The sequence below is a fragment of the Streptomyces sp. NPDC025651 genome (assembly GCF_055558735.1).
The window spans coordinates 733,158-753,032 of sequence record NZ_JBVHLZ010000001.1 but is presented as its reverse complement, the minus strand read 5'-3'; the positions used below and the strand labels follow the sequence as shown (position 1 = coordinate 753,032).

The 19,875-nt window shown below is 73.2% G+C and carries 16 protein-coding genes; 11 read left to right on the top strand and 5 right to left on the bottom strand.

What is annotated here, in order from left to right:
* The first annotated feature begins 1 nt into the window (after position 1).
* Genes ACZ4D5_RS03240 through ACZ4D5_RS03225 form a run of 4 tightly spaced genes read left to right on the top strand, consistent with a single transcriptional unit; the run spans position 2 to position 2,563 of the window.
* Positions 2 to 910, top strand: a complete 909-nt coding sequence (locus ACZ4D5_RS03240; protein ID WP_467771477.1) for a DMT family protein — start codon at positions 2 to 4, stop codon at positions 908 to 910.
* Positions 907 to 1,134 carry a Trm112 family protein gene (locus ACZ4D5_RS03235; RefSeq protein ID WP_467770591.1) on the top strand — a complete coding sequence of 76 codons (228 nt, stop codon included), beginning with the start codon at positions 907 to 909 and terminating at the stop codon, positions 1,132 to 1,134. Before ACZ4D5_RS03240 ends, ACZ4D5_RS03235 begins: the two co-directional genes overlap by 4 nt.
* A gap of 12 nt (positions 1,135 to 1,146) precedes the next feature.
* Positions 1,147 to 1,950, top strand: coding sequence for an FkbM family methyltransferase (locus ACZ4D5_RS03230; protein WP_467770590.1), 804 nt, complete (start codon positions 1,147 to 1,149; stop codon positions 1,948 to 1,950).
* Positions 1,931 to 2,563 carry a hypothetical protein gene (locus ACZ4D5_RS03225; RefSeq protein WP_467770589.1) on the top strand — a complete coding sequence of 211 codons (633 nt, stop codon included), beginning with the start codon at positions 1,931 to 1,933 and terminating at the stop codon, positions 2,561 to 2,563. The genes ACZ4D5_RS03230 and ACZ4D5_RS03225 overlap by 20 nt, the downstream gene beginning before the upstream one ends.
* 51 nt (positions 2,564 to 2,614) lie before the next feature.
* Here the strand turns inward: ACZ4D5_RS03225 and ACZ4D5_RS03220 are convergent, their stop codons facing one another.
* On the bottom strand, positions 2,615 to 2,920 hold the full coding sequence (locus tag ACZ4D5_RS03220; RefSeq protein WP_467770588.1) for a hypothetical protein: 306 nt from the start codon (positions 2,918 to 2,920) through the stop codon (positions 2,615 to 2,617).
* 218 nt (positions 2,921 to 3,138) lie between these two features.
* On the opposite strand from ACZ4D5_RS03220, the gene ACZ4D5_RS03215 reads away from it, so the two are divergent.
* From ACZ4D5_RS03215 to ACZ4D5_RS03190, 6 genes are all read left to right on the top strand, one after another.
* Complete coding sequence (locus tag ACZ4D5_RS03215) at positions 3,139 to 4,896, top strand: protein kinase domain-containing protein (RefSeq protein WP_467770587.1); 1,758 nt, start codon at positions 3,139 to 3,141, stop codon at positions 4,894 to 4,896.
* Positions 4,893 to 5,195 (top strand): S1 RNA-binding domain-containing protein, encoded by a 303-nt coding sequence (locus ACZ4D5_RS03210; RefSeq protein WP_467770586.1) that lies wholly within the window; start codon positions 4,893 to 4,895, stop codon positions 5,193 to 5,195. Before ACZ4D5_RS03215 ends, ACZ4D5_RS03210 begins: the two co-directional genes overlap by 4 nt.
* A 108-nt stretch (positions 5,196 to 5,303) precedes the next feature.
* Positions 5,304 to 6,209, top strand: coding sequence for a LysR family transcriptional regulator (locus ACZ4D5_RS03205; protein WP_467770585.1), 906 nt, complete (start codon positions 5,304 to 5,306; stop codon positions 6,207 to 6,209).
* A 124-nt stretch (positions 6,210 to 6,333) separates the two neighbouring features.
* Positions 6,334 to 6,903, top strand: coding sequence for a cysteine dioxygenase family protein (locus ACZ4D5_RS03200; RefSeq protein WP_467770584.1), 570 nt, complete (start codon positions 6,334 to 6,336; stop codon positions 6,901 to 6,903).
* Entirely contained in the window at positions 6,903 to 7,982 is a 1,080-nt protein-coding gene (locus ACZ4D5_RS03195; protein ID WP_467770583.1) for a YeiH family protein, read from the top strand. Before ACZ4D5_RS03200 ends, ACZ4D5_RS03195 begins: the two co-directional genes overlap by 1 nt.
* Before the next feature lie 106 nt (positions 7,983 to 8,088).
* Positions 8,089 to 9,219 carry an epoxide hydrolase family protein gene (locus ACZ4D5_RS03190; RefSeq protein WP_467770582.1) on the top strand — a complete coding sequence of 377 codons (1,131 nt, stop codon included), beginning with the start codon at positions 8,089 to 8,091 and terminating at the stop codon, positions 9,217 to 9,219.
* Positions 9,220 to 9,247: 28 nt separating this feature from the next.
* Here the strand turns inward: ACZ4D5_RS03190 and ACZ4D5_RS03185 are convergent, their stop codons facing one another.
* The 3 genes from ACZ4D5_RS03185 to ACZ4D5_RS03175 all read right to left on the bottom strand — a co-directional run bounded on the left by ACZ4D5_RS03185 (position 9,248) and on the right by ACZ4D5_RS03175 (position 14,409).
* Positions 9,248 to 10,306: an esterase-like activity of phytase family protein gene (locus ACZ4D5_RS03185; protein WP_467770581.1), complete on the bottom strand. Its 1,059-nt coding sequence runs from the start codon at positions 10,304 to 10,306 to the stop codon at positions 9,248 to 9,250.
* A gap of 411 nt (positions 10,307 to 10,717) precedes the next feature.
* Positions 10,718 to 12,001 carry an acyltransferase family protein gene (locus tag ACZ4D5_RS03180; protein ID WP_467770580.1) on the bottom strand — a complete coding sequence of 428 codons (1,284 nt, stop codon included), beginning with the start codon at positions 11,999 to 12,001 and terminating at the stop codon, positions 10,718 to 10,720.
* Complete coding sequence (locus ACZ4D5_RS03175; protein WP_467770579.1) at positions 11,998 to 14,409, bottom strand: glycosyltransferase; 2,412 nt, start codon at positions 14,407 to 14,409, stop codon at positions 11,998 to 12,000. Before ACZ4D5_RS03175 ends, ACZ4D5_RS03180 begins: the two co-directional genes overlap by 4 nt.
* A gap of 216 nt (positions 14,410 to 14,625) precedes the next feature.
* Between ACZ4D5_RS03175 and ACZ4D5_RS03170 the strand changes: the two genes are divergently transcribed.
* On the top strand, positions 14,626 to 16,083 hold the full coding sequence (locus tag ACZ4D5_RS03170; RefSeq protein WP_467770578.1) for an acyl-CoA synthetase: 1,458 nt from the start codon (positions 14,626 to 14,628) through the stop codon (positions 16,081 to 16,083).
* Positions 16,084 to 16,143: 60 nt separating this feature from the next.
* Here the strand turns inward: ACZ4D5_RS03170 and ACZ4D5_RS03165 are convergent, their stop codons facing one another.
* Positions 16,144 to 19,869, bottom strand: coding sequence for a S8 family serine peptidase (locus tag ACZ4D5_RS03165; RefSeq protein WP_467770577.1), 3,726 nt, complete (start codon positions 19,867 to 19,869; stop codon positions 16,144 to 16,146).
* Between the last annotated feature and the right edge of the window lie 6 nt (positions 19,870 to 19,875).

Below are 19,875 nucleotides of genomic sequence, written 5' to 3'. Positions count from 1 at the left end.
TGTGGCCGCGGCGCTGGTCGCGAACCTGCTCTACAGCACCGGATTCGTCCTGGAGAAGCGGGCGTTGACGGCCATGCCGTCGGTCAGCGTCCGCAGCCCCGCGCGGCTGCTGCGGCAGGTGCTCGGCAGCCCGCTGTGGATCGGCGGGTCGCTGGCGCTCGCGGCGGGCTTCGCCGCGCAGCTCGCGGTGTACCGCACGCTGCCGATCGCCGCGGCGCAGGGCATCTTCGTGTCGGGCCTGGTCCTCCTGCTGCTCCTGTCCTCGGTCCTGCTCGGCGAGCGGACCTCGGGCCGCGAGCGGTACGCGGTCGGCGCGATCCTGCTGGCGCTGCTCATGGTGGTCCTTTCGCTGAACGAGCAGAACGACACCGTCAGCCGCCACGCGCCCGTGGCCCTGGTCCTCGTGGTCTGCCTGCCTTCGCTGGCGGCCGGTGTCTGGCTGTACGGCTCCGCCGAGCGCCGCGCGCGCCACCGGCACCGGATGCCGACGGCGGGCGTGGAGTACGGCGTCGCGGTGGGCCTGCTGTACGGCGTGAGCTCGCTGGCGATCAAGGGCGTCTCCAGCCATCTGACCACCGAGGACCTCGGCGGCGCGCTCGTGGACCTGCTGCGCTCGCCGTATCCGTATCTGCTGCTGTTCACGGGCGTGTTCGGCCTGATCATGTCGCAGGCGGCCCTGCAGCGCTGCCGGGCGTCCCTGATCGTCCCGGTGTGCACGACGGTTACCTCCTTGTTCACGGCGGTACTCGGCACGCTGGCGTTCGGCGAGGCGCTGCCGCACGACCCGGTCCGCCTGGCGCTGCGGATCGCGGGCACGCTGCTCGCCGTGTCCGTGCTGCTCGCCATGCCCAAGCACGACGCGAGCGCCCCCCACACACCGTCCCCCACCAAGGAGTTGACGAGCGGATGAACCCCGACGACCCGCTGCTGAAGATCCTCGCCTGCCCGCTGGACAAGGGCCCGCTGCATCTGCTGGCCCCCGAGGAGCCCCTCGTACCGGAGGAGGCGCTCTACAACCCCCGTCTGCGGCGCCGCTATCCGGTCGTCGACGGCATCCCGCAGCTGCTGCCCTCCTCCGGCGAGCAGGTCCCGGAGGACGAGCACGAGCAGCTCCTCAAGCGCATCTCCCCGTGAGAGGGGGCGCGGATGACTTTCGCCGCCCGTGTGGCGCCCTACGTCCCCGACCGTCTGATCGCCGCCCTGGCCCGCCTGGTGTATCCGCGCTTCGAGCCGGAGCTGGCGCGGCTCGGCGACCTGTGCCCGCCGGGCTGCGGCACCGCCGTGGACGTCGGCGGCTGGTACGGGCCGTGGTCGCGCCGCCTCGCCTCGCGCGCGCACCGCGTGGTGACCGTCGAGCCGGTGCCGCACCTGGCGCGGCTGCTGGCCTCCAGCACCCCGGGCAACGTACGGGTGATCCAGGCCGCGGCGACGGACCGGCCCGGCACGGCGCGGCTCTGGCTGCCGTCCGGTGACCGCGGCGAGCGGGGCGTCTCCTCGCTGATCCGCAGGGACATCCACGACACGGCCGTCGACGTGCCGTGTCTGACCCTGGACGGGCTCGGCCTGCGGGACGTCCACTTCGTCAAGATCGACGTGGACGGCAACGAACTGCCGGTGCTGCGCGGCGCCGAGGAGCTGATCGGCCGCGACCGCCCGGCGATCTTCATCGAGCTGGAGTCCCGCATCCAGCCGATCGCCCCGATCGTGGAGCTCCTCACCGGCCACCACGGCTACCGGGGCTGGGTCCTGCCGCACGACACGTGGCTGCCGCTGGACGCCTTCGACCTGGAGGCGCACCAGGCCGCTACGGCGTACGTGGTGTCGCAGGGCCTGGTGCGCCGGGTCCTCACGCCGAGACGTCCGCGGTACGTGAACTCGGTGCTCTTCCTTCCCGAAGGGCGCCGCCCGGGAGCGTTCGCGGTGCGCGACGATGGGGTGCATGCCCGCTAGTTCCTCCCGCGATCCCGGCCCGTTCACCGCGCTGGACTTCCAGCTCGTCCTGCTGCGCCGGATGGCCGACCACAACCCCGACCTGGTGGAGAGCGCCCGGCACGAACTGGGCGTGTCCACCGCCGAGATGCGCGAGTCCAACCGCCGCTGGCAGGCGATGACCCGGGCGCCGCGGTCCCGGGGCGCCGCCTCCCGCTACCGCTCGGTCCTCGGCACCCCCGAGGTGAGCGAGCGCCGCCCGATCGGCGACCTGGAGTGCGAGGCACTGCTGTGGCCCGTGCCGCTCTGGCCCGATCTGCGCTTCGAGGTGCTGCTCGCGCCGAACGGCGCCGTCTGGAATGAGTGGCTGGTGCGCGCGCCCGGGGTGCCGGGGCCGGCGCTGCGCACGCTCGACGACCTCGCTCCGTGGTCGTGCACGGTGGACGAGGCGGCGCGCGCCTTCGCCCCGGCCCGCCCCATGGAGGGGACGGCGCCGACGCGGTGGGGCCTCACGTTCGAGGCCCCGGACGCGGGCGGCGAACGGCGGCGCTGCGTCGCGGAGTTCACGTGGGGGCTGCTGCAGCGGGTGTCGCTCCCCGGCCCCCCGCCCGGAGCGTCCCCACCGCGGCCCTGAGTGACCGCTCGGTGCCGCGGGCCCCCTGCGCCCGCGGCACCGAGGGCGACCTCAGAGGATGAAGACGCTCTGGGCGGTCTCCGTGTAGTACGTCTCGCCGGGGTGGACGAGCCATTCGACCGGGCCCGAGCAGTCCGGGCCCGCGTGGACCTCGGCGATGGCGTCGGTGTGGTTGCCCACCGAGCTCGGGAACCAGTCGACGGCATAGCAGCCGCTCGGGTTCTCGTGGGCCTGGCCGTTGATGACGAGGACCCCCTCCGCCGCGTACGCCGAGCCGGGCACGGAGAGTGCCAGTGCCGCGGCTGCCGCGAACGCCCCGAGCGCCTTGGTCGCCTTGGTCATGCGTCGTCGCGTCATGCGTGTTCCCCTCCACCGCGCGGGCCGTCCCGTCACACCCCGCTGGAGTGACCCAACGTAGCGGATCAGGCACTCCATGTGACCGGCGCGCGGAGGCAACTGCCGCGTGGTCGCGCGCCGTTCACACTCCCCTCACACTCCCCCCGGATCCGACAGGCCCCCGTGACCTCGATCGGCCCAACTTCGGCGCGGGACAAGGGAGTTCGTATGATGCGGCCATGGCAAGCACGGGGGAACTGATAGCCGGCCGCTACCGCATCGCGGCGCGGCTCGGGCGCGGCGGCATGGGCACGGTGTGGCGGGCGCAGGACGAGCTGCTCGGGCGGGACGTCGCCGTCAAGGAGCTGAACGTCGACGCCGGGCTCTCGCAGCTCGACGCCGAGCGGCAGCGGGAGCGGACGCTGCGCGAGGCGCGCTCGGTCGCGCAGGTGAAGCACCCCGGCATCCTCGTGCTGCACGACGTCGTCATGCACGAGGAGCGGCCCTGGCTGGTCATGGAGCTGATCGACGGCTGCTCGCTCGCCGACCGCATCTCCGCGCGCGGGGTGCTGACGCCCGCGGAGGCGGCCCGGATCGGCCTCGCCCTGCTGGCCGCGCTGCGCGCCGCGCACGCCGCGGGGGTGCTGCACCGTGACCTCAAGCCCGCGAACGTACTCCTGGAGGCGGGCACGGACCGGGTGGTGCTCTCCGACTTCGGCATCGCGCAGGTCGCGGGGCAGACCACGCTCACGCAGACCGGGGCGTTCGTGGGCTCGCCCGAGTACACCGCGCCCGAGCGGATGTCGGGGCGGCGCACGGGCCCCGAGTCCGATCTGTGGTCCCTTGGCGTGCTGCTCTGTGCGGCCGTCGAGGGCGAGTCGCCGTTTCACCGGGACTCGGTGGCGGGGGTGCTGCACGCGGTGGTGGTGGACGAGATCCGCCCGCCCCAGTCCGCGGGACCGCTGCTTCCGGTCGTCCGGGGGCTCCTTGAGCGGGATCCGGAGCGGCGGTTCGGCGCGGACGAGGCGGAGCGGGCGCTGCGGGGTTTCCTCGACGAGGAGCGGCTGCCGACGGTGGCGCACACGCCGTCGCCGCCCGTGAAGCCGCCGCCCGCCGGGCGCGGTTCCGGCGGCGCGGACGACACGGGCGACCCTGTGGTGCTCGGCGCCGCGCCCCGGGCCGGGCGCCGGGGGCCCCGGATGCGGGTGTCCCTGCTCGGCGGTGTCCTCGTCGCGGTGCTCGCGGCGGGCGGGGTGGGCGGCGGCGTATGGGCGCTGACGCGCGGCGACGGCGGCACGGAGCGGGAGGCGGGCGGCGGAGGTCCGGCCCAGGAGGTGCGGGAGGAGTCACGCTCGCCCGAGCCGGAGAAGAGCGAGCCGTCCAAGAGCGTGAAGCCGAAGCCGCCCAAGGACAAGGACAAGGAGAAGGAGAAGGGGAAGGACAGGACTCCTCCCGCCGAGCCGGGAGACGGCAAGGGCGACGCGGACGGAACCGGCACCGACGCGGACGGAACCGCGCCCGCCGATCCCTCGGACCCGCCGGACTCCGGCGGCGGCACGGCCCCCACCGGCTATCGCACCGTCACCGACCCGGCGGGCTTCTCCCTGGCCGTCCCCGGCGGCTTCACCCGCTCCCCCGAACCGCCCCGCGTCTACTACTACTCGGCGGGCAAACAGTTCCGCATCGGCATCCACCCCCAGGCCCAGGACCCGGACGGGCCGCTCGCGGTGATGCGGAAGGCCCACGAGGACGGCCCCTCCGACTACCCCGGCTACCGCGGCGGCTCGGTCCGCGAGACCACGCACAACGGCAACCCCGCGGCCCTGTGGACCTTCACCTGGGACGGCACGGCGGCGGACGGCGGCCCCCGGGTCACCTACGACCTGAGCTGGAACGAAGGCGGCAAGATGTACGACCTGTGGATCTCGGCCCCCGCCCCTCGACAGACCACGGCGAAACGCCACTTCGACAAGGCACTGGAGTCCTTCGCACCGTGACGCGCCCGTACGACCTGCCGCACCTGTACGCCGCCGACGACCCCGAGCCCGCCCTCGGCGGCCTGACGCGGGGCGACGTCTGCCGCGCCACCGTGACGGCGCTCGCGCACTTCGGGGCCTTCGTGGACGTGCGCGGCACCGAGGGCCGCGCGGCCAAGGGACTCGTACGCCTCCCGGAGATCTCCCGTGAGCACGTCGACCACCCCGGTGACGTCCTGCGCGTGGGCGAGGAGATCACCGCGAGGGTCCTGCTGGTCGACGCGGACCGGGGGCAGCTCATCCTGTCCCTCAGGGAGTAGGGCACTGAGCGGGCCCCCTCAAAGCCCACCCCATGGCAAGCCCACCCTTCACAAAAGCCCGACCCCCACCCTTGTTCCGTCCTCCCAACATCTGCTTATGATTCAGCGGTGTTCGATTCACGGCACATCAAGACCTTCCACGAAGTGGTCCGGGCCGGGTCGTACTCGGCGGCCGCCCGCTCGCTCGGGTATACGCAGCCTGCGATCACCCAGCAGATGAAGGCCCTCGAACGGTCCGTCGGCACCCCGCTGTTCACCCGCGTCGGGCGCCGCATGCGGCTGACGGAGGCCGGTGAGGCGCTGTCGCGGCACGCGGGGATCATCCTGGACGACATCTCCACCGCCCAGCAGCAGATGAACGCGATCACACGGCTGCGGTCGGGCCGGGTGCGGGTCTGCGCCTTCCCCAGCGCCAACGCCACCCTCATCCCGGAGGCCCTCGCCCGGCTCGCGTCGGGGCATCCGGGGGTCCGCGTGGAGCTCCTGGAGGACGAGCCGCCCGAGTCGCTGCGGCGCGTGGTGCGCGGCGAGTGCGACATCACGCTCGCCTTCACCTATCCCGGCCTGCACGAAGAGGTGCCGGACGAGCTGGTGGAGATCCCGCTGATGGAGGACCAGCTGACCGTCCTGATGCCCTCCGGGCACCCCATGGCGCGCCGCCGCTCGGTCAAGCTCGCCGAGCTCGCCGAGGAGCGGTGGATCGCGGGGTGCCCGCGCTGCCGCGCCAACTTCCTGCACGAGTGCGCCGAGTTGGGCTTCGCCCCCGACATCGCGTTCACCACCGACGACAACCTCGTGGTGCAGAGCCTGGTCGCCGAGGGACTCGGCGTCGCGATGATGCCGGGCCTCGTCCTGAACTTCCTGTGCCACCGCAAGGTGACGGGCCGCGCCCTGGATCCCGCCTCGCGGCGCCAGGTCTCCGCGTACGTCCTCAAGGACCATCTGCGGATACCGGCGACCGCCCTGGTCCTGGACGAACTGAGGACCGTGGCCGCCAACCGCGTCGGCTGCTGACCTCCCTCACGGAGGGAAGCGGCTCTTTCCGGCCACGCCCGCGCGCCATCCATAAGCAGAAGTTGCGGGGATGCCAAACAACTGTCGTTGGACGTGATGGATCGGGCGGCGCGACGCTGCCGGTATGAGCACTACGACCGCGTACCGGGCCGCCCGGACCACAGAGCGCCTCGACACCCTCGTCGCCGACGTGCGCGAGGCCGTCGGGCGGGGCCTGACTCCCGACCTGACCGCGTACCTGGTCGGCGAGCGGCTCTCCCCCCACCTCGGCGCCGCCGATCTGCTCACCGACGAGCAGCAGGAGGGCGACCCCGAGCGCTACCGCCAGCACGTCCTGCACGCCGAGAGCGACGGCTCCTTCTCCGTCGTCGCGCTGGTCTGGCTGCCGGGGCAGCGGACCTCCGTCCACGACCACGTCTCCTGGTGCGTCACGGGCGTGCACGAGGGCGAGGAGCAGGAGCGGCGCTACCGCCTGGTGCCCGCCGACGAGACCGGCGGGGCGGCGCGCCTCGTCGCCACCGAGGACGTCGTGAACCCGCAGGGCGCGGTCTGCGGGTTCGCGCCGCCCGGCGACATCCACCGGGTGTGGAACGCCTGCAAGACGCGCGCGATATCGATCCACATCTACGGCGCGGACATCGCCCGCCTGGGCAGCAGCGTCCGGCGGGTGTACGAGCTGCCGGCCGACCGGTAATGGCGCTGCTCGGAGAACGTGCCAAATCCCGTACGCAGAGCCTCACTTCGGCGCTCGCTCCGCACCGTCCCCCGGGCAGGCTGCCCGGCCTCGCGCTCGCCGTCCTCGGCGTCGGCGTCGCCTGGTGCGTGCACAGGATCGCGCCCGGCGTCCCGATGCTCACCGCCGCCGTGGTGCTCGGCATCGTCGCGGCCCATCTGCCGGGCGCCGCGCACACATTCGTGCGAGGTCCCGGCAAGGCGGGCCTGACGTTCGCGGCCAAGCGGCTGATGCGGGTCGGCGTCGTGCTGCTCGGCCTGAAGCTGGGTCTGGACGACGTGCTCGGGCTCGGCTGGGCCTCGGTCGCGATGGTGCTCTGCGTGGTCGCGGTGACCTTCTTCGGCACCTGGTGGCTGGGCCGCCGCATGGGGTTGCGCGGCGACCAGCCGCTGCTCATCGCCACCGGCTACTCGATCTGCGGGGCCTCCGCGATCGGCGCGGTCAGCGAGGTGTCCGAGAGCGACGAGCGGGACACCGCCACCTCGGTGGCCCTCGTGACGCTCTGCGGCACCCTCGCCATCGCCGTCCTTCCGCTGCTCCAGGGCCCGTTGGGGCTGAGCGACGCGGAGTTCGGGCGCTGGGTCGGGGCGAGCGTGCACGACGTGGGGCAGGTCGTGGCGACCGCGCAGACCGCGGGCGCCGGGGCGCTCGGCGACGCGGTCCTGGTCAAGCTGATGCGGGTGGCGCTGCTCGCGCCGCTGGTCGCCGCGGTGGCCCTGTCGGTCAGGGCGCGGGCCAGGTCGAGGGCCGGTGCGGGGCAGTCCGCGAGGAGCGCCAGGCGCCCGCCGCTCGTGCCGCTGTTCGTCGTCGGCTTCCTCGCCATGGTCGCGCTGCGCACCACGGGGTGGCTGCCGGGCGGGGCGATCGACGCCGCGCAGACCGCGCAGGAACTCCTGCTCGCCGCCGCCCTGTTCGGCCTCGGCAGCGCGGTCGACCTGCCGTCCCTGACGCGCACGGGCGGCCGGGTCGCGGCTCTCGGGCTCGTCTCGTGGGTGGTGATCGCGGGCGTCTCGTACGCGGGTGTGCTGCTGACGTACTGACGGTCCCGGATGACGCACCGGAGCTCCCGGACACCGCTCGCGGCCCCTTCCGGCCCGGAGCCCTTGAGGACACAACCTGTCCTCAAGGGCTCCTACCGTTCAGGGCATGGAGACGAACACGGACGCCACCGCCGAGATCCGCCCCTTCCGGATCGCCGTTCCCCAGGCCGAGTTGGACGACCTCGGGGACCGCCTCGCCCGCACCCGCTGGCCCGCGGAGATCCCGGGCCGGGGCTGGAGCCGCGGCGCCCCGGTCGCGTATCTGAAGGAGCTGGCGAGCCACTGGGCCAACGGGTACGACTGGCGCGCCTGGGAGGCGCGGCTGAACGAACACCCGCAGTTCACCACCGAGATCGACGGGCAGAACATCCACTTCCTGCACGTGCGGTCCACGGCCCCCGACGCGCTGCCCCTGCTCCTCACGCACGGCTGGCCCGGCTCGGTCGTGGAGTTCCTGGAGCTGATCGGCCCGCTGTCCCGCGACTTCCACCTGGTGATCCCCTCCCTGCCCGGCTTCGGCTTCTCCGGCCCGACGGCCGAGGCGGGCTGGAACACCACGCGGATCGCCCGCGCCTGGGCGGAGCTCATGCGCAGGCTCGGCTACGACCGCTACGGCGCACAGGGCGGCGACTTCGGCAGCGGCATCACCCGCGCGCTCGGCGCCGTCGACCCGGAGCACGTGGTCGCCCTGCACGTCAACGGCGGCACCACCTACCCCAGCGCGGCCGAGGACGACCCGACGCTCAACGAGCGCGAACGGGCCAGGGTGCGGCGCATGAACGCGTTCATGGAGGACGCGGGCGGCTACATCGCGATCCAGTCGACCAGACCGCAGACCCTCGCGTACGGATTGACCGACTCCCCCGTCGGTCAACTCGCCTGGATCGTCGACAAGTTCAAGGACATGACGAACCTGGAGAAGGAGCTGCCGCACGAGGCCGTCGACCGTGACGCCCTGCTCACGAACGTCACGATCTACTGGCTCACCGGCACCGCGGCCTCCTCCGCCGCCCTCTACTACGAGGAGGCACAGGCCTGGGGCGAGCAGGAGCCCACCGAAGTACCGCTGGGCGTCGCCCAGTTCACGGTGCAGGACATCGCCCTGCGGCGCGACGAGGAGAGGACCAACAACGTGGTGCGCTGGCGGGACTACGACCGGGGCGGCCACTTCGCCGCCCTGGAGGCGCCCGACCTGCTGCTCACCGAGATCAGGGAGTTCTTCGCGGACTACCGGTGACGGAGACCACCGGTGACGGCGGCGCGGGTCACCTCCGCGGCAGCGTGACCCGCACGTCGTACAGGCGCGTGATCTGCTGGGGCAGTTCGTTGTCGTCGCTCACCAGGAGCAGACGCAGGCGCCCCCGCGCGCCGCCCGCCACCGTCATCCCCTCGATGTTGTCGATCAGCGGGTTGTTCCCGGGCGGCAGCTTCGAGGGGGCACCGAGGTCGGGGCAGTCGGAGAGGTCGGCGAGCAGGGTCTTGCGCATCGCGCGCGTCCCCGCGCCGAGGTTCTCCACCGCGCTCACGTCCTCGGCGCGGCGGGGGTCGGCCACGTACAGGCGTACGTCGATGAGGAAGTCCGGGGTGAACTGCCGCTCCAGGACGAGGAACCGGCCGTCGCCCGTCGGCGCGAGCTCGACGAGGCCCCGGCCGGGGTCGACCGGGTAGGCGTACTGCCGCCCGAGCGTGAACTCGCCGCCCCGCGCGCCGCGTTGCCAGGTCTGTACGCGGTTCAGGCCGCGCCCCGCGGCGTCCGTGCCGTCACCCGCGAGCGGTCCCTCCATGCCGGCGACGAGCGTGCGTCCGCCCGGCGGCAGGGCGAGGCCCTCGAAGGTCTGGTTGACCCGGGCGCGCCCCGCGGGAGCGACCCGCAGCGGCTGCGGCACCGGCAGCCGTCCGAGCAGGGAGCCGTCCCTGCCGTATCTGAGGACGGCGGGGCCGCGTTCGTCGGAGACCAGGCGGCTGCCGTCGCGGTCGAGGACGAGGCCCTCCGAGTCGAGCGCGGCGCCCGTCTCGTCGGCGAGCGGCACGAACCCGGTGGCGCGCGGCTCCTTGCCGCGCACGTCGAGACGGAAGAGGGCGGCGCGGTCGGACACGGCGCCGACCGAGCCGTCGCGTTCGACGGCGAGCGCGGAGAGGCCGCCGACGAGCCGCCCCTCGACGCGAGTCTTGTCCAGCGCGTCCGAGTACCGGGCGACGGAGACCCGCGGCGAACAGGCGCCGCCGCCCGAGGCCTCCGGGTCCCGCGCGGCGGCCGCCGCGGTCGTGCCCGAGGCAAGCAGCGCGGCGCTCGCGGCGAGGCTCACTGTTGCGCGAAATCCCATGGCACACCCCTTGGTTGATGGGGCGTCAGTACAGCAGGGCGGGGTGAAGATGCGAACAACGAATGCGAACGACTGGGCAGTTGTTCCCTGGAACAGGTGATCGTCGCGTCAGGAATTGCGCGAGGCCCCCGTGATTGACGATGCTTACGGTGCGCAAGCGACGGGCTGCAGACCGTGACCGCGCTCCCGGCCCATGTCCCATACGGGGCCGGGGAGTCGGGCCCGCACACCGCGGGATCCCGGCCTTCCTGAAAGTCCCACAAGGAGAAAGCACCACCATGAACCTCATCACTGACGTCGTCGCCGGTCTCGCCCACTTCCTGGGCTGGCTGGTCTGACGTCCAGGACGTCACTCGCAGGACACAGCGACGCCGCCTCCCCCCGTCCCACGGGGAGGCGGCGTCGCCGCGTTCAGCGGGTGGCGGGTCCTTCCGGATAGAACTCCCGCGGCTTGCCCCCGCCGTCCCTCGCCCTGCCGAGCAGACCCGCCGGGTACTCCACCAACCAGTAGCTCGCCGTGCCGACGGCGAGCGCCACCACGAGCACGACCAGCACCGCCACGGGGAAGCCCGCCTGCGACGACGGCAGCAGCCCGGCCTTGTCGAGCCGCAGCATCACCGGCTCGTGCCAGATGTAGAGGCTGTAGCTGATCAGTCCGACGGCCGTGACCCAGCGGGCCCTCAACAGGCCGTGCCCGCGCACCTGTTGCCGCTCCCGGTGCCGGATGTGCAGCGTCGCGTACAGCAGCGCGCACCACAGCACGGCGGCGATCGGGTGGTAGAAGGTGTGCGCGAAGTTCTCCGGATCGGAGAGCAGGGACAGGGCGAACAGGCCGCCCAGCGCCGCGGCCGACACGGCGCTCGCCCACCGCGCCCTGAGCCTGCCCCGGTCCTCGCCGAGCGCCGTGAGCAGAACCGCGAGGCCCATGCCCGCCGCGAAGCCGCCGAAGCGGGCCTGCGGTCCGAAGTACACCGGCCAGTTCGTGTGCGGCACTTCGAGGACGTAGTGCGCGTACGCGATCCACGCGAGCGGCACCGCGAAGAGCGCCGCGCAGCCCGACGCGCACAGCGTGATCCTCGCCCGGCGCGTGCGCAGCCCGCGGCAGGCGCGCACCGCGAGCGGCCCGAGCGCCACGAGCACCAGGTAGAAGGCGACCTCCAGGGAGAGCGACCAGGTCGGGCCGAGGGTGTAGAAGATCCGCTCACGGTCGAAGACGTGCGTGAACGTGAGGTGTTCGACCAGGTCGCGCCAGTCCCCGGGCAGCGTCGGGTTCCGCGTCGACCAGACGACGACGACCGCGAGGAAGTACAGCGGCAGGATGCGGACCGCCCGCCGGAAGAGGAACACCTTCCCCGGCCTGACCGCGCTCCCCTCGCCGCCCTCCTCGCCGCCTTCCCTGCCGTCGATGGCGGCGCGCGCGTACGACAGCGTGAGCAGGTACGCCGACATCACGAAGAACAGGTCGATCACTTCGAGGGAGATCAGCGCGCCGACGTACGGGTTGTCGACCGGCGGATGCGAGCCCGCCGCGTCGTAGGTGTAGTACTGCTGCCAGACGTGGAAGACGACCGTGCTGAGCGCGGCGAGGCCCCGCAGTCCCTGGAGTTCAAGGGCGCGGCCGCGGGGCCGCGGCCGCTCGCGGGCGGCCGGGGCGCGGGGCGGCGCCGTGGTCTCGGGGGCGACGGGCGAGGTCACGAACTCCCCCCGGCCACGGTCGGATCGGCGGTGGCGGCGCGCGGCGTCACGCGCCACTGGCGGTCGCCGAGCACCTCCTTGAGGTGGGCGGCCCGCGCCACCGTGTTCTTGAAGTGCGTGTAAAAGAACGTCGACACGAACAGGTAGCGCCAGAACCAGCCCTTGCGCCGACGCAGTTCGGGCTCGGCGAGCCGCCACGCGAACGCGGCCTGCACCAGGCCCGCCGACAGCGTGACGGCCGCGGCGACGAGGCAGACGGGCACCGCCCAGTCGAGCCGGTCCGCGCCGCCCGCCCGCAGGGCCGCGTGCAGCAGGATCGGCAGGATCTGCAGCGTCAGCCACGGCTGGACCTCGCGCCAGCCGAGCAGCACGAACAGGCCGGCCTTCTGGCGACGCGTGAAGACCGGCGAACGCAGGCCCCGCCACAGGTGCTTGAGGGAGACCTGGAGCCAGCCCTGCGCCCAGCGCGAGCGCTGGTTCCACAGCGGCTTCAGCATGGTCGGCGCGAGCTCGCGCGAGATGAGCGTGCGGTCCATGGCGATGCGGGCGCCCTCGTTCAGAGCCCGCATCGTGGAGTCGATGTCCTCGGTGAGCATCGAGCCGTGCATGCGGGTGCGCGCGAGCAGGTCGGTGCGCCAGAAGCCGTTGGAGCCGCCGAACACCCCGAATCCGTACATCCTGGTGCGGCCCGGGTGGCTGACCGCGTAGATCGCCTCGAACTCGACGGCGACCAGACGCGCGACCCACGAGCTCTCGCCGTTGCGGATGACGCAGTGGCCCTGCACCACGTCGTAGCCGTTGGACAGCCAGTCCCAGGCGTGCCGGAAGGCGCCGGGCGCCGGATGGTGGTCGGCGTCGAAGATGCCGACGAACTCGCCGCGCACCCGCGTCACCGCCGCGTTCAGGTTCTGCGCCTTGGAGGTGCTGCCCGCCACCGGGAGCAGCACCAGGCGCGGGTCGCGCCGCGCGATGTCCCGCAGGGTCTCCTCGACGGGCAGCGGGTGCGGGGTGTTGTAGGCGAGGACGATCTCCAGGTCGCCCGGGTAGTCCAGGCGCAGGAACGACTCGACGGTGTCGACGATCGTCGCCGCCTCGTTCGGCAGGTACGCCGCGATGACCGCGCTCGCCGCCGGGTACGGCTGCCCCGGCGCGGCCGGGCGCTGCCCGGCGTCCAGCGAGTAGAGGCATTCGAGGACGATGAGCAGGGCGGAGGTCACCAGGCCCGCGACGACCACCCAGTAGGCGACGGCGGCCGCGTCCCAGCCCGCGTCGTACGCCTGTTGGTAGAGCAGGAACGGCACGCCCACGCCGAGCGCCAGCATCAGGACCGGCGAGAGCAGCGGGGTCACGGCGGCGAGCAGGGCGCGCGGGCCGGGGCGCGCCCTGCGGTGGCCGTGCGCGGCGGCGGTCCGCATCCACGGCTCGTAGCGCACGGGCCGCAGGTCGCGGTGGCGCAGCGCCTCGTCGGCGGCGTCGCCGGCCTGCTCGGCGGCCCGCGCGCCCGCGCCCTTGCCGGTGCGGGCGGGCAGCGGGGTCCAGCCGATCGCCGGGGTGAGCCGGACGTTCTCGTCGGCGACGACGAACCGCGTGCCGGCCACGGAGGCCGCGAACTCCCGCAGGCTCCCGGCCGCCGCCTCCTCGTCGACGCCGGGCATCAGGACGAGCAGGCGGCCCTCGTCGTCCCAGCCCAGCCGGTCGCATACGTTGCCCAGCCGCTCGCCCACCTGCGCGAGGCGCTCGGCGACCTCGCGCCGCACGCGCGGCCCGAGCCGGGCCTGAAGGGCCTCGGCCTCGGCGACGCGGACCACGGCGAGGATGCCGCCGCGCCGTGCGGCGGCGGGGCGTTGGAGTTCGCGGTCGAGTTCGGCCATGAAGTGGGGCGCCGAGTACAGGCCGGTGCGCGGGTCCAGGAGCAGCTGCTCGACGGGGACCGGCACGCGGTGCAGCTTGGCCGCGATGCGGGCGGACAGTTCGTCGGGGTCGAAGGCCTGGGTCACGCAGTCGTCGGCGCCGTGCCGCAGGAGTTCGGCGACGGTGGCGGGGGCGCGTGCGGCGGTGACCATGAGCAGCGGCAGGGCCTGGCCCGCCGGGTCGGCGCGGACCTCGCGTATGACGTCGCGGCCCCGGCCGCACCCGTCGGGCCCGTCGTCCAGGGCGACGATCGCGTCGGGGGTCGCCTGTCTGACCTGGCGGCGCACGTCGCCGGGGACGGCGTGCGTGACCTCGTGGCCGGTGCGGCGCAGGACGCGGGTGAGCTGTTCCCTGCCGGGGCCGGGGGCGCCGACCGCGAGCACGTGGGGGTGGCCCGTCGGCGCGGGGGCGGAAGTGGTGAACTGGTGCGGTATGAGCGCCTGTGGAGGGTGGTGCGAGTGGGTCGAGGCGTCGGGACGCCTCAGGACATCGGACATGAAGGTGGTCCCATCCTGTTCGGATCGTGGGGGGAGGACCGGATGGCTGGTGTTCGTTCGGGATTACCGGTGTTCGTTCGGGCGATTGATGATCGACATCAGCCTCGACGATCACTGTGACACCGCACCTTCGGGGGCGTAACACTCTCATTACGCACCGGTGCAGAGACTGCACAGGCTGTGCACCGACCGAGCAGACAACGAGGAGTACGAGACGTGGAACCCCTCTTCCCGGCCCTGGGCACCGCGCACGGCGAGGCCCTGCGGTTCGGCGACCGTTCCCTGACCTATCCCGAACTGGCGGCGACCGCGGGCTCGTTGGCGGGGCGGCTGCGCGAGGCGGGCCGGGTCGCGCTCTGGGCGACGCCCTCGCTGGAGACCGCCGTGGGCGTGGTCGCGGCGCTGCTCGCCGGGGTGCCCGCGGTGCCGCTCAACCCGAAGTCGGGCGCGAGCGAACTGGCGCACATCGTGTCGGACAGCGCGCCGTCGCTGGTGCTGGCCGAGCCGGACGCCGAACTGCCCGCCGCCCTCGCCGACGTGAAGCGCCAAGACGTGGACGTACGCGCCACCGGGGACGGCCCTGCGGTCGCCGAACCGGACGCCCCCGAGTCCCCCGCCCTGGTCGTCTACACCTCCGGCACCACGGGCCCGCCCAAGGGCGCCGTCGTCCCGCGCCGCGCGATCGCCGCCACGCTGGACGCCCTGGCGGACGCCTGGCAGTGGACCCGCGGCGACGTCCTCGTGCACGGCCTGCCGCTCTTCCACGTGCACGGCCTGATCCTCGGCACGCTCGGCCCGCTGCGGCGCGGCGGCTCCGTGCGCCACCTCGGACGGTTCAGCACCGAGGGCGTGGCCCGCGAGCTCGGCTCCGGGGCGACCATGCTGTTCGGGGTGCCGACGATGTACCACCGGATCGCCGAAGCCCTGCCAGGTGAGCCGGAGTTGGCGAAGGAGCTGGCCGGGGCGCGGCTGCTGGTCTCCGGCTCGGCGGCGCTCCCGGTCCACGACCACGAGCGCATCGCGGCCGCCACGGGGCGCCGCGTGATCGAGCGGTACGGCATGACGGAGACGCTGATGAACACCAGCGTGCGGGCGGACGGCGAGGCCCGCGCGGGCACGGTGGGCGTGCCGCTGCCGGGCGTCGAACTCCGCCTGGTCGACGAGGCGGGCGAGGAGATCACGGAGCACGGCCCCGAGGCGGTCGGCGAGATCCAGGTGCGCGGCCCCAACCTCTTCACGGAGTACCTCAACCGCCCCGACGCCACGGCCGGGGCCTTCGCGCCGGGCGGCTGGTTCCGCACCGGCGACATGGCCGTGCGGGACCCCGACGGCTACGTACGCATCGTCGGCCGCAAGGCCACGGACCTCATCAAGAGCGGCGGCTACAAGATCGGCGCGGGCGAGATCGAGAACGCCCTGCTCTCGCACCCCGGGGTACGCGAGGCCGCCGTCACCGGGGAGCCGGACCCCGACCTGGGCGAACGGATCGTGGCATGGATCGTGCCCGCGGACGCCGATGTCCCGCCGCCTGCGGACGAGTTGGCCGAGCACGTGGCAGCGCAGCTCGCCCCGCACAAACGGCCACGGGTGGTGCGGTACCTGGAGGCGCTGCCCCGGAACGACATGGGCAAGATCATGAAGAGGGCGCTCGAATCCAGCCCCTCCGGCGTTTGAGGAGCGGGGTCCGGGGCGGAGCCCCGCGTCGTCAGTGACGCGGGGCTCCGCCCGTACCGCCTACCTCACCCCCACCGCCCTGATGATCTCCTGCGCCACGGAACCGCCCCGATCGTCACTCGCCGAAGCCCGCAGGGACACGGACTTCGCATCGCCCGGCACCTTCAACTCCCCTTCCCAGGAAGCCCTCTTCCCGTCCCGCTCCAGAGCGACCGCCTTCCACGTCGCCCCCTCGTCGTACGAGACGGACAGCTTCCCGCCCCCGATGACCCCGGTGTCCGGCGCCCCCTTCACGTACTCGGAGAAGATCCCGACGTCGACCGTGCGACCGGCCCGCACCTCACCGGCAAGCGACGTCTCCACGTCGAAGCCGAGGTTCAGCAACGGCAGGAACGTCTTCCTGTCCTGCGGCGTCTCCCTGGACCGGAAGGTCCACTCCGCGTGCCCCTTGGTCGCGAGCGACCACCGCTCCGCGTCGAGCGTCGTGTCGGTCACGACCTTGTACGTCCGCTCCGCGGGATCCGCGTCCCACACGTACACCCCCGAGCTCTTGCGCCGGTCGACGCTCACCCCGTCCACGAAGACCTCGCTGACCTGCGTCATCGACTCCTCGTTCCACACGTCGCCGAAGCCCGTGTGGTCGGGCCCCGAGTCGCCCCAGCCGGGCACGTTGAACTCCAGGTCGTTGCCCCTGCGCTGCTGCCCCCAGCCGAGGCCGGTGCCGAGCCAGGGGTGCAGGACCGGCTTGAACCAGTCGAGGTCGGTGTGCCTGCCGCCCTTGTAGGTGACGAGGCCGCTGCGCTCCTCCAGCGCCCCGGGCCCGGTGGACACGGACTCGTGCCACAGCTGGCCCGCGCCCATGGAGACGTAGTCCGTCCGCTCGGCCGGGTAGTCGACCTTCTCCTGGAAGCCGATGCCGACGGGGAAGGAGTCGGTGATCGAGTAGCGGTACTCGCCGCCCTTCGCGGGCTTCACCGCGTGGAACTTGGTATCCACCACCGCGAGTTCACGCTTGCCGGGCTCGTACGTGAGGTCCTCGGGCACGGCCCCCTTGTGCCCCTCGGACAGGTCGTACACGTAAGGGGTGTTGAGGGTTCCGGTGCTCTCGGCCTTCTTCCCCGCCTTCGCCGCGGCGACGAGCCGGGCCCCGTCGGCGGCGTCGACCGTGGCGATCTGCAGCGGCCTCTCGCCGTTGTCGTCCGTACCGAACCAGGCGTTGAGCCGCCCCGCCTGAGTGTCCGTCACGAACAGGGCCTCGGCGCCCGCGTCCTGCGCGGCCTGCCCGAGCCGCGCCGGGGTGGCGGCGTCCGTGCGCCGCACCACGACGGCCTTGCCGCGCACGTCCTTGCCCTCGTACGCGCCCGGGGTGCCGTCACCGGCGTCCACCAGCGGCCACGTGTGCCGCCCCTCGGCGATCGTCCCGCCGGGCTGGGCGACGGCCTCGCGCAGGCCCTTCACGTCCACCAGCGGCTTGCCGAGGCGCCACACGGTGCGGTACTCGAAGCTGCCGTCGGTGACCTTCGCGGTGGGCGCGGCGAAGACGCTGTCGTACTTCACGGGGACCTGGACGGCGCCCATCAGGTCGGCGCCGCCGGCCTTCCTGCCGTACTCCATGAGGAGTTGGCGGGTCTCGGTGCGCCGGCCGACGTCGGCCTTGATCTCGCGCAGCCTCCGCCCGTCGAGGGTGATCTCGCGATCCCGGTCGAGCGTGACCTGCGGGTCGGCGAGGAAACCGAGGCCGAGGGAGTCCTTCCCCTTGCTGCCGCGCACGTCGAGGAAGGTCGACAGGGTGTAGGTGCCCGGCTTCATGCGGAGCTTCAGGGTGCCGGATCCGCCGACGGCGGCCGGGAACGGCTCGGTGCCCTCGGCGAGTTGCTGCACCACGAGGTCGGCGGGCGCCGCCGCGCCGTCCCGGTCCTTGACGTGGACGGTGAGCGTGTACCGCTCCTCCTCCTTGACCAGGCCGAAGGCGGTGTGCGCGACCTTCTTGCCGCCGGCGCTCGCGACGACCGCGCCGCTGGTGGTGCCGACGGGCGCCTTCGCGCCGTCGCCGGTGACGGTGGTCGACGCGGTGCCGTGCGCGGGGACGGTGAGCTCGGTGTCGGCGAGCTTCACGACGCCGTCCGCGCCGCCCCGCGCCACAAGGCTCAACTTCACATCCTCAGCGGAGGAGTTGGCGTACGTGAGGGTCCTGGTGACCGGCTCGTTGTCGTCGTACGGCCAGCCGTAGAACCCGAGGTCGACGCTGCCGCTCGCGGTGACCCGCGCGTCGAGGGCATCGGGCACGCTGACCCGTCCCGCGCCCACCACGTAGGCGGACGCGTCGAGTTGCTGCGAGCCGGACATCAGGGCGTCCTTGATCCTGGCGCCGCTCCAGTCGGGGTGCTTCTCGGCGAGCAGCGCGGCGACACCCGCGACGTGCGGGGTCGCCATCGACGTACCGCTCATCTCGGTGTAGAAGCCCTCGCCGCCGACGAGCGAGGAGCGGGCCGCGAGGATGTCGACGCCGGGCGCCGACAGGTCGGGCTTGAGGGCGTGGTCGCCGGCGCGCGGCCCCTGGCCGGTGAAGGAGGCGGCCTCGTCGGCGGAGTCGACGGCGCCGACGGTCAGTGCGGAGTCGGCGGCGCCGGGCGAGCCGATGGAGGAGGGCGCGCCGGTGTTGCCCGCCGCGACGACGAAGAGGGCGCCGGTCTCCTTGGAGAGGGAGTTCACGGCGGCGGCCATCGGATCGGTTCCGTCGCTCGCCTCCTGCGAACCGAGGCTCATCGACACGATCTTGGCGCCGACGTCCTCGGCCGCCCACTCCATGCCCGCGATGATCTCCGACTCGCTGCCGAAGCCCTCGTCGCTGAGCACCTTGCCGACGGCGAGGGAGGCGCCGGGGGCGACGCCCTTCTCCCTGTTCCCCTCCGAGGCGGCGCCGCTGCCGCCGACGGTGGAGGCGACATGGGTGCCGTGGCCGTTGCGGTCGGCGACCTCCTCGCCCGGGACGAAGCTCTTGGACTCGCCGACCCGCCCCTTGAGGTCCGGGTGCTCCACGTCCACGCCGGTGTCGAGGACGGCGACCTTGACGCCCTTGCCGGTGAACCCGGCCTCCCAGGCCTCGGGGGTGCCGATCTGTTCGTTGCTCCGCGCCATGTCGGCCTCGACGCGCCCGTCGAGCCACACCTTGGCCACGCCGGACGCCTCGTCCTGCACGGACCGCCACAGGGCGCCCGGCTCCTCGGCGGTGACGGCGACGCCGTCGACGCTCTCCAGGGAGCGCACCTTCGCGACGCCGCGGGGCAACTGCCGCGCGCCCCGGGCCTTCTTGTCGTACGTGACGATGAGGGGAAGCCCGGCCGCCGCCCCGCGCTCGCCGTGGCCCTGCTTGCCGTGGCCCGGCTCTCCGTAGCCCTGCTCTCCGTAGCCCTGCCCGAGCAGCTCCGTCACGTCGAACAGCCGCTCGTCGAGGACGCCGGAGCGCAGGTAGGGCCGTGCCTCGTCGGGCACGACGGTGACGTGTCCGCCCGACATCGAGGTCCGCACGGCGCCGCTCGCCCCGGCGGGCCGGTCGACGGTGACGGTCCTGCGGCCGCCCGGGAGCGGGGTGAGCGTGACCTTGTCGCCGGTGACGAGCGTGACGGTCCGGGCGGCGTCGGGGGTGCGGGAGGGCGCGTCGTTAGCGGTGCGGGAGGGGGCGTCGTCGGGAGCGGCCGTGGCGCCCTGCCCGGCGGGAAGCAGGGCGAACGCGAGACCGGCGGCGACCACGAGCGGGGCTCTTCGCCGCGCTGGGGCTCTGGTCATGGAGCT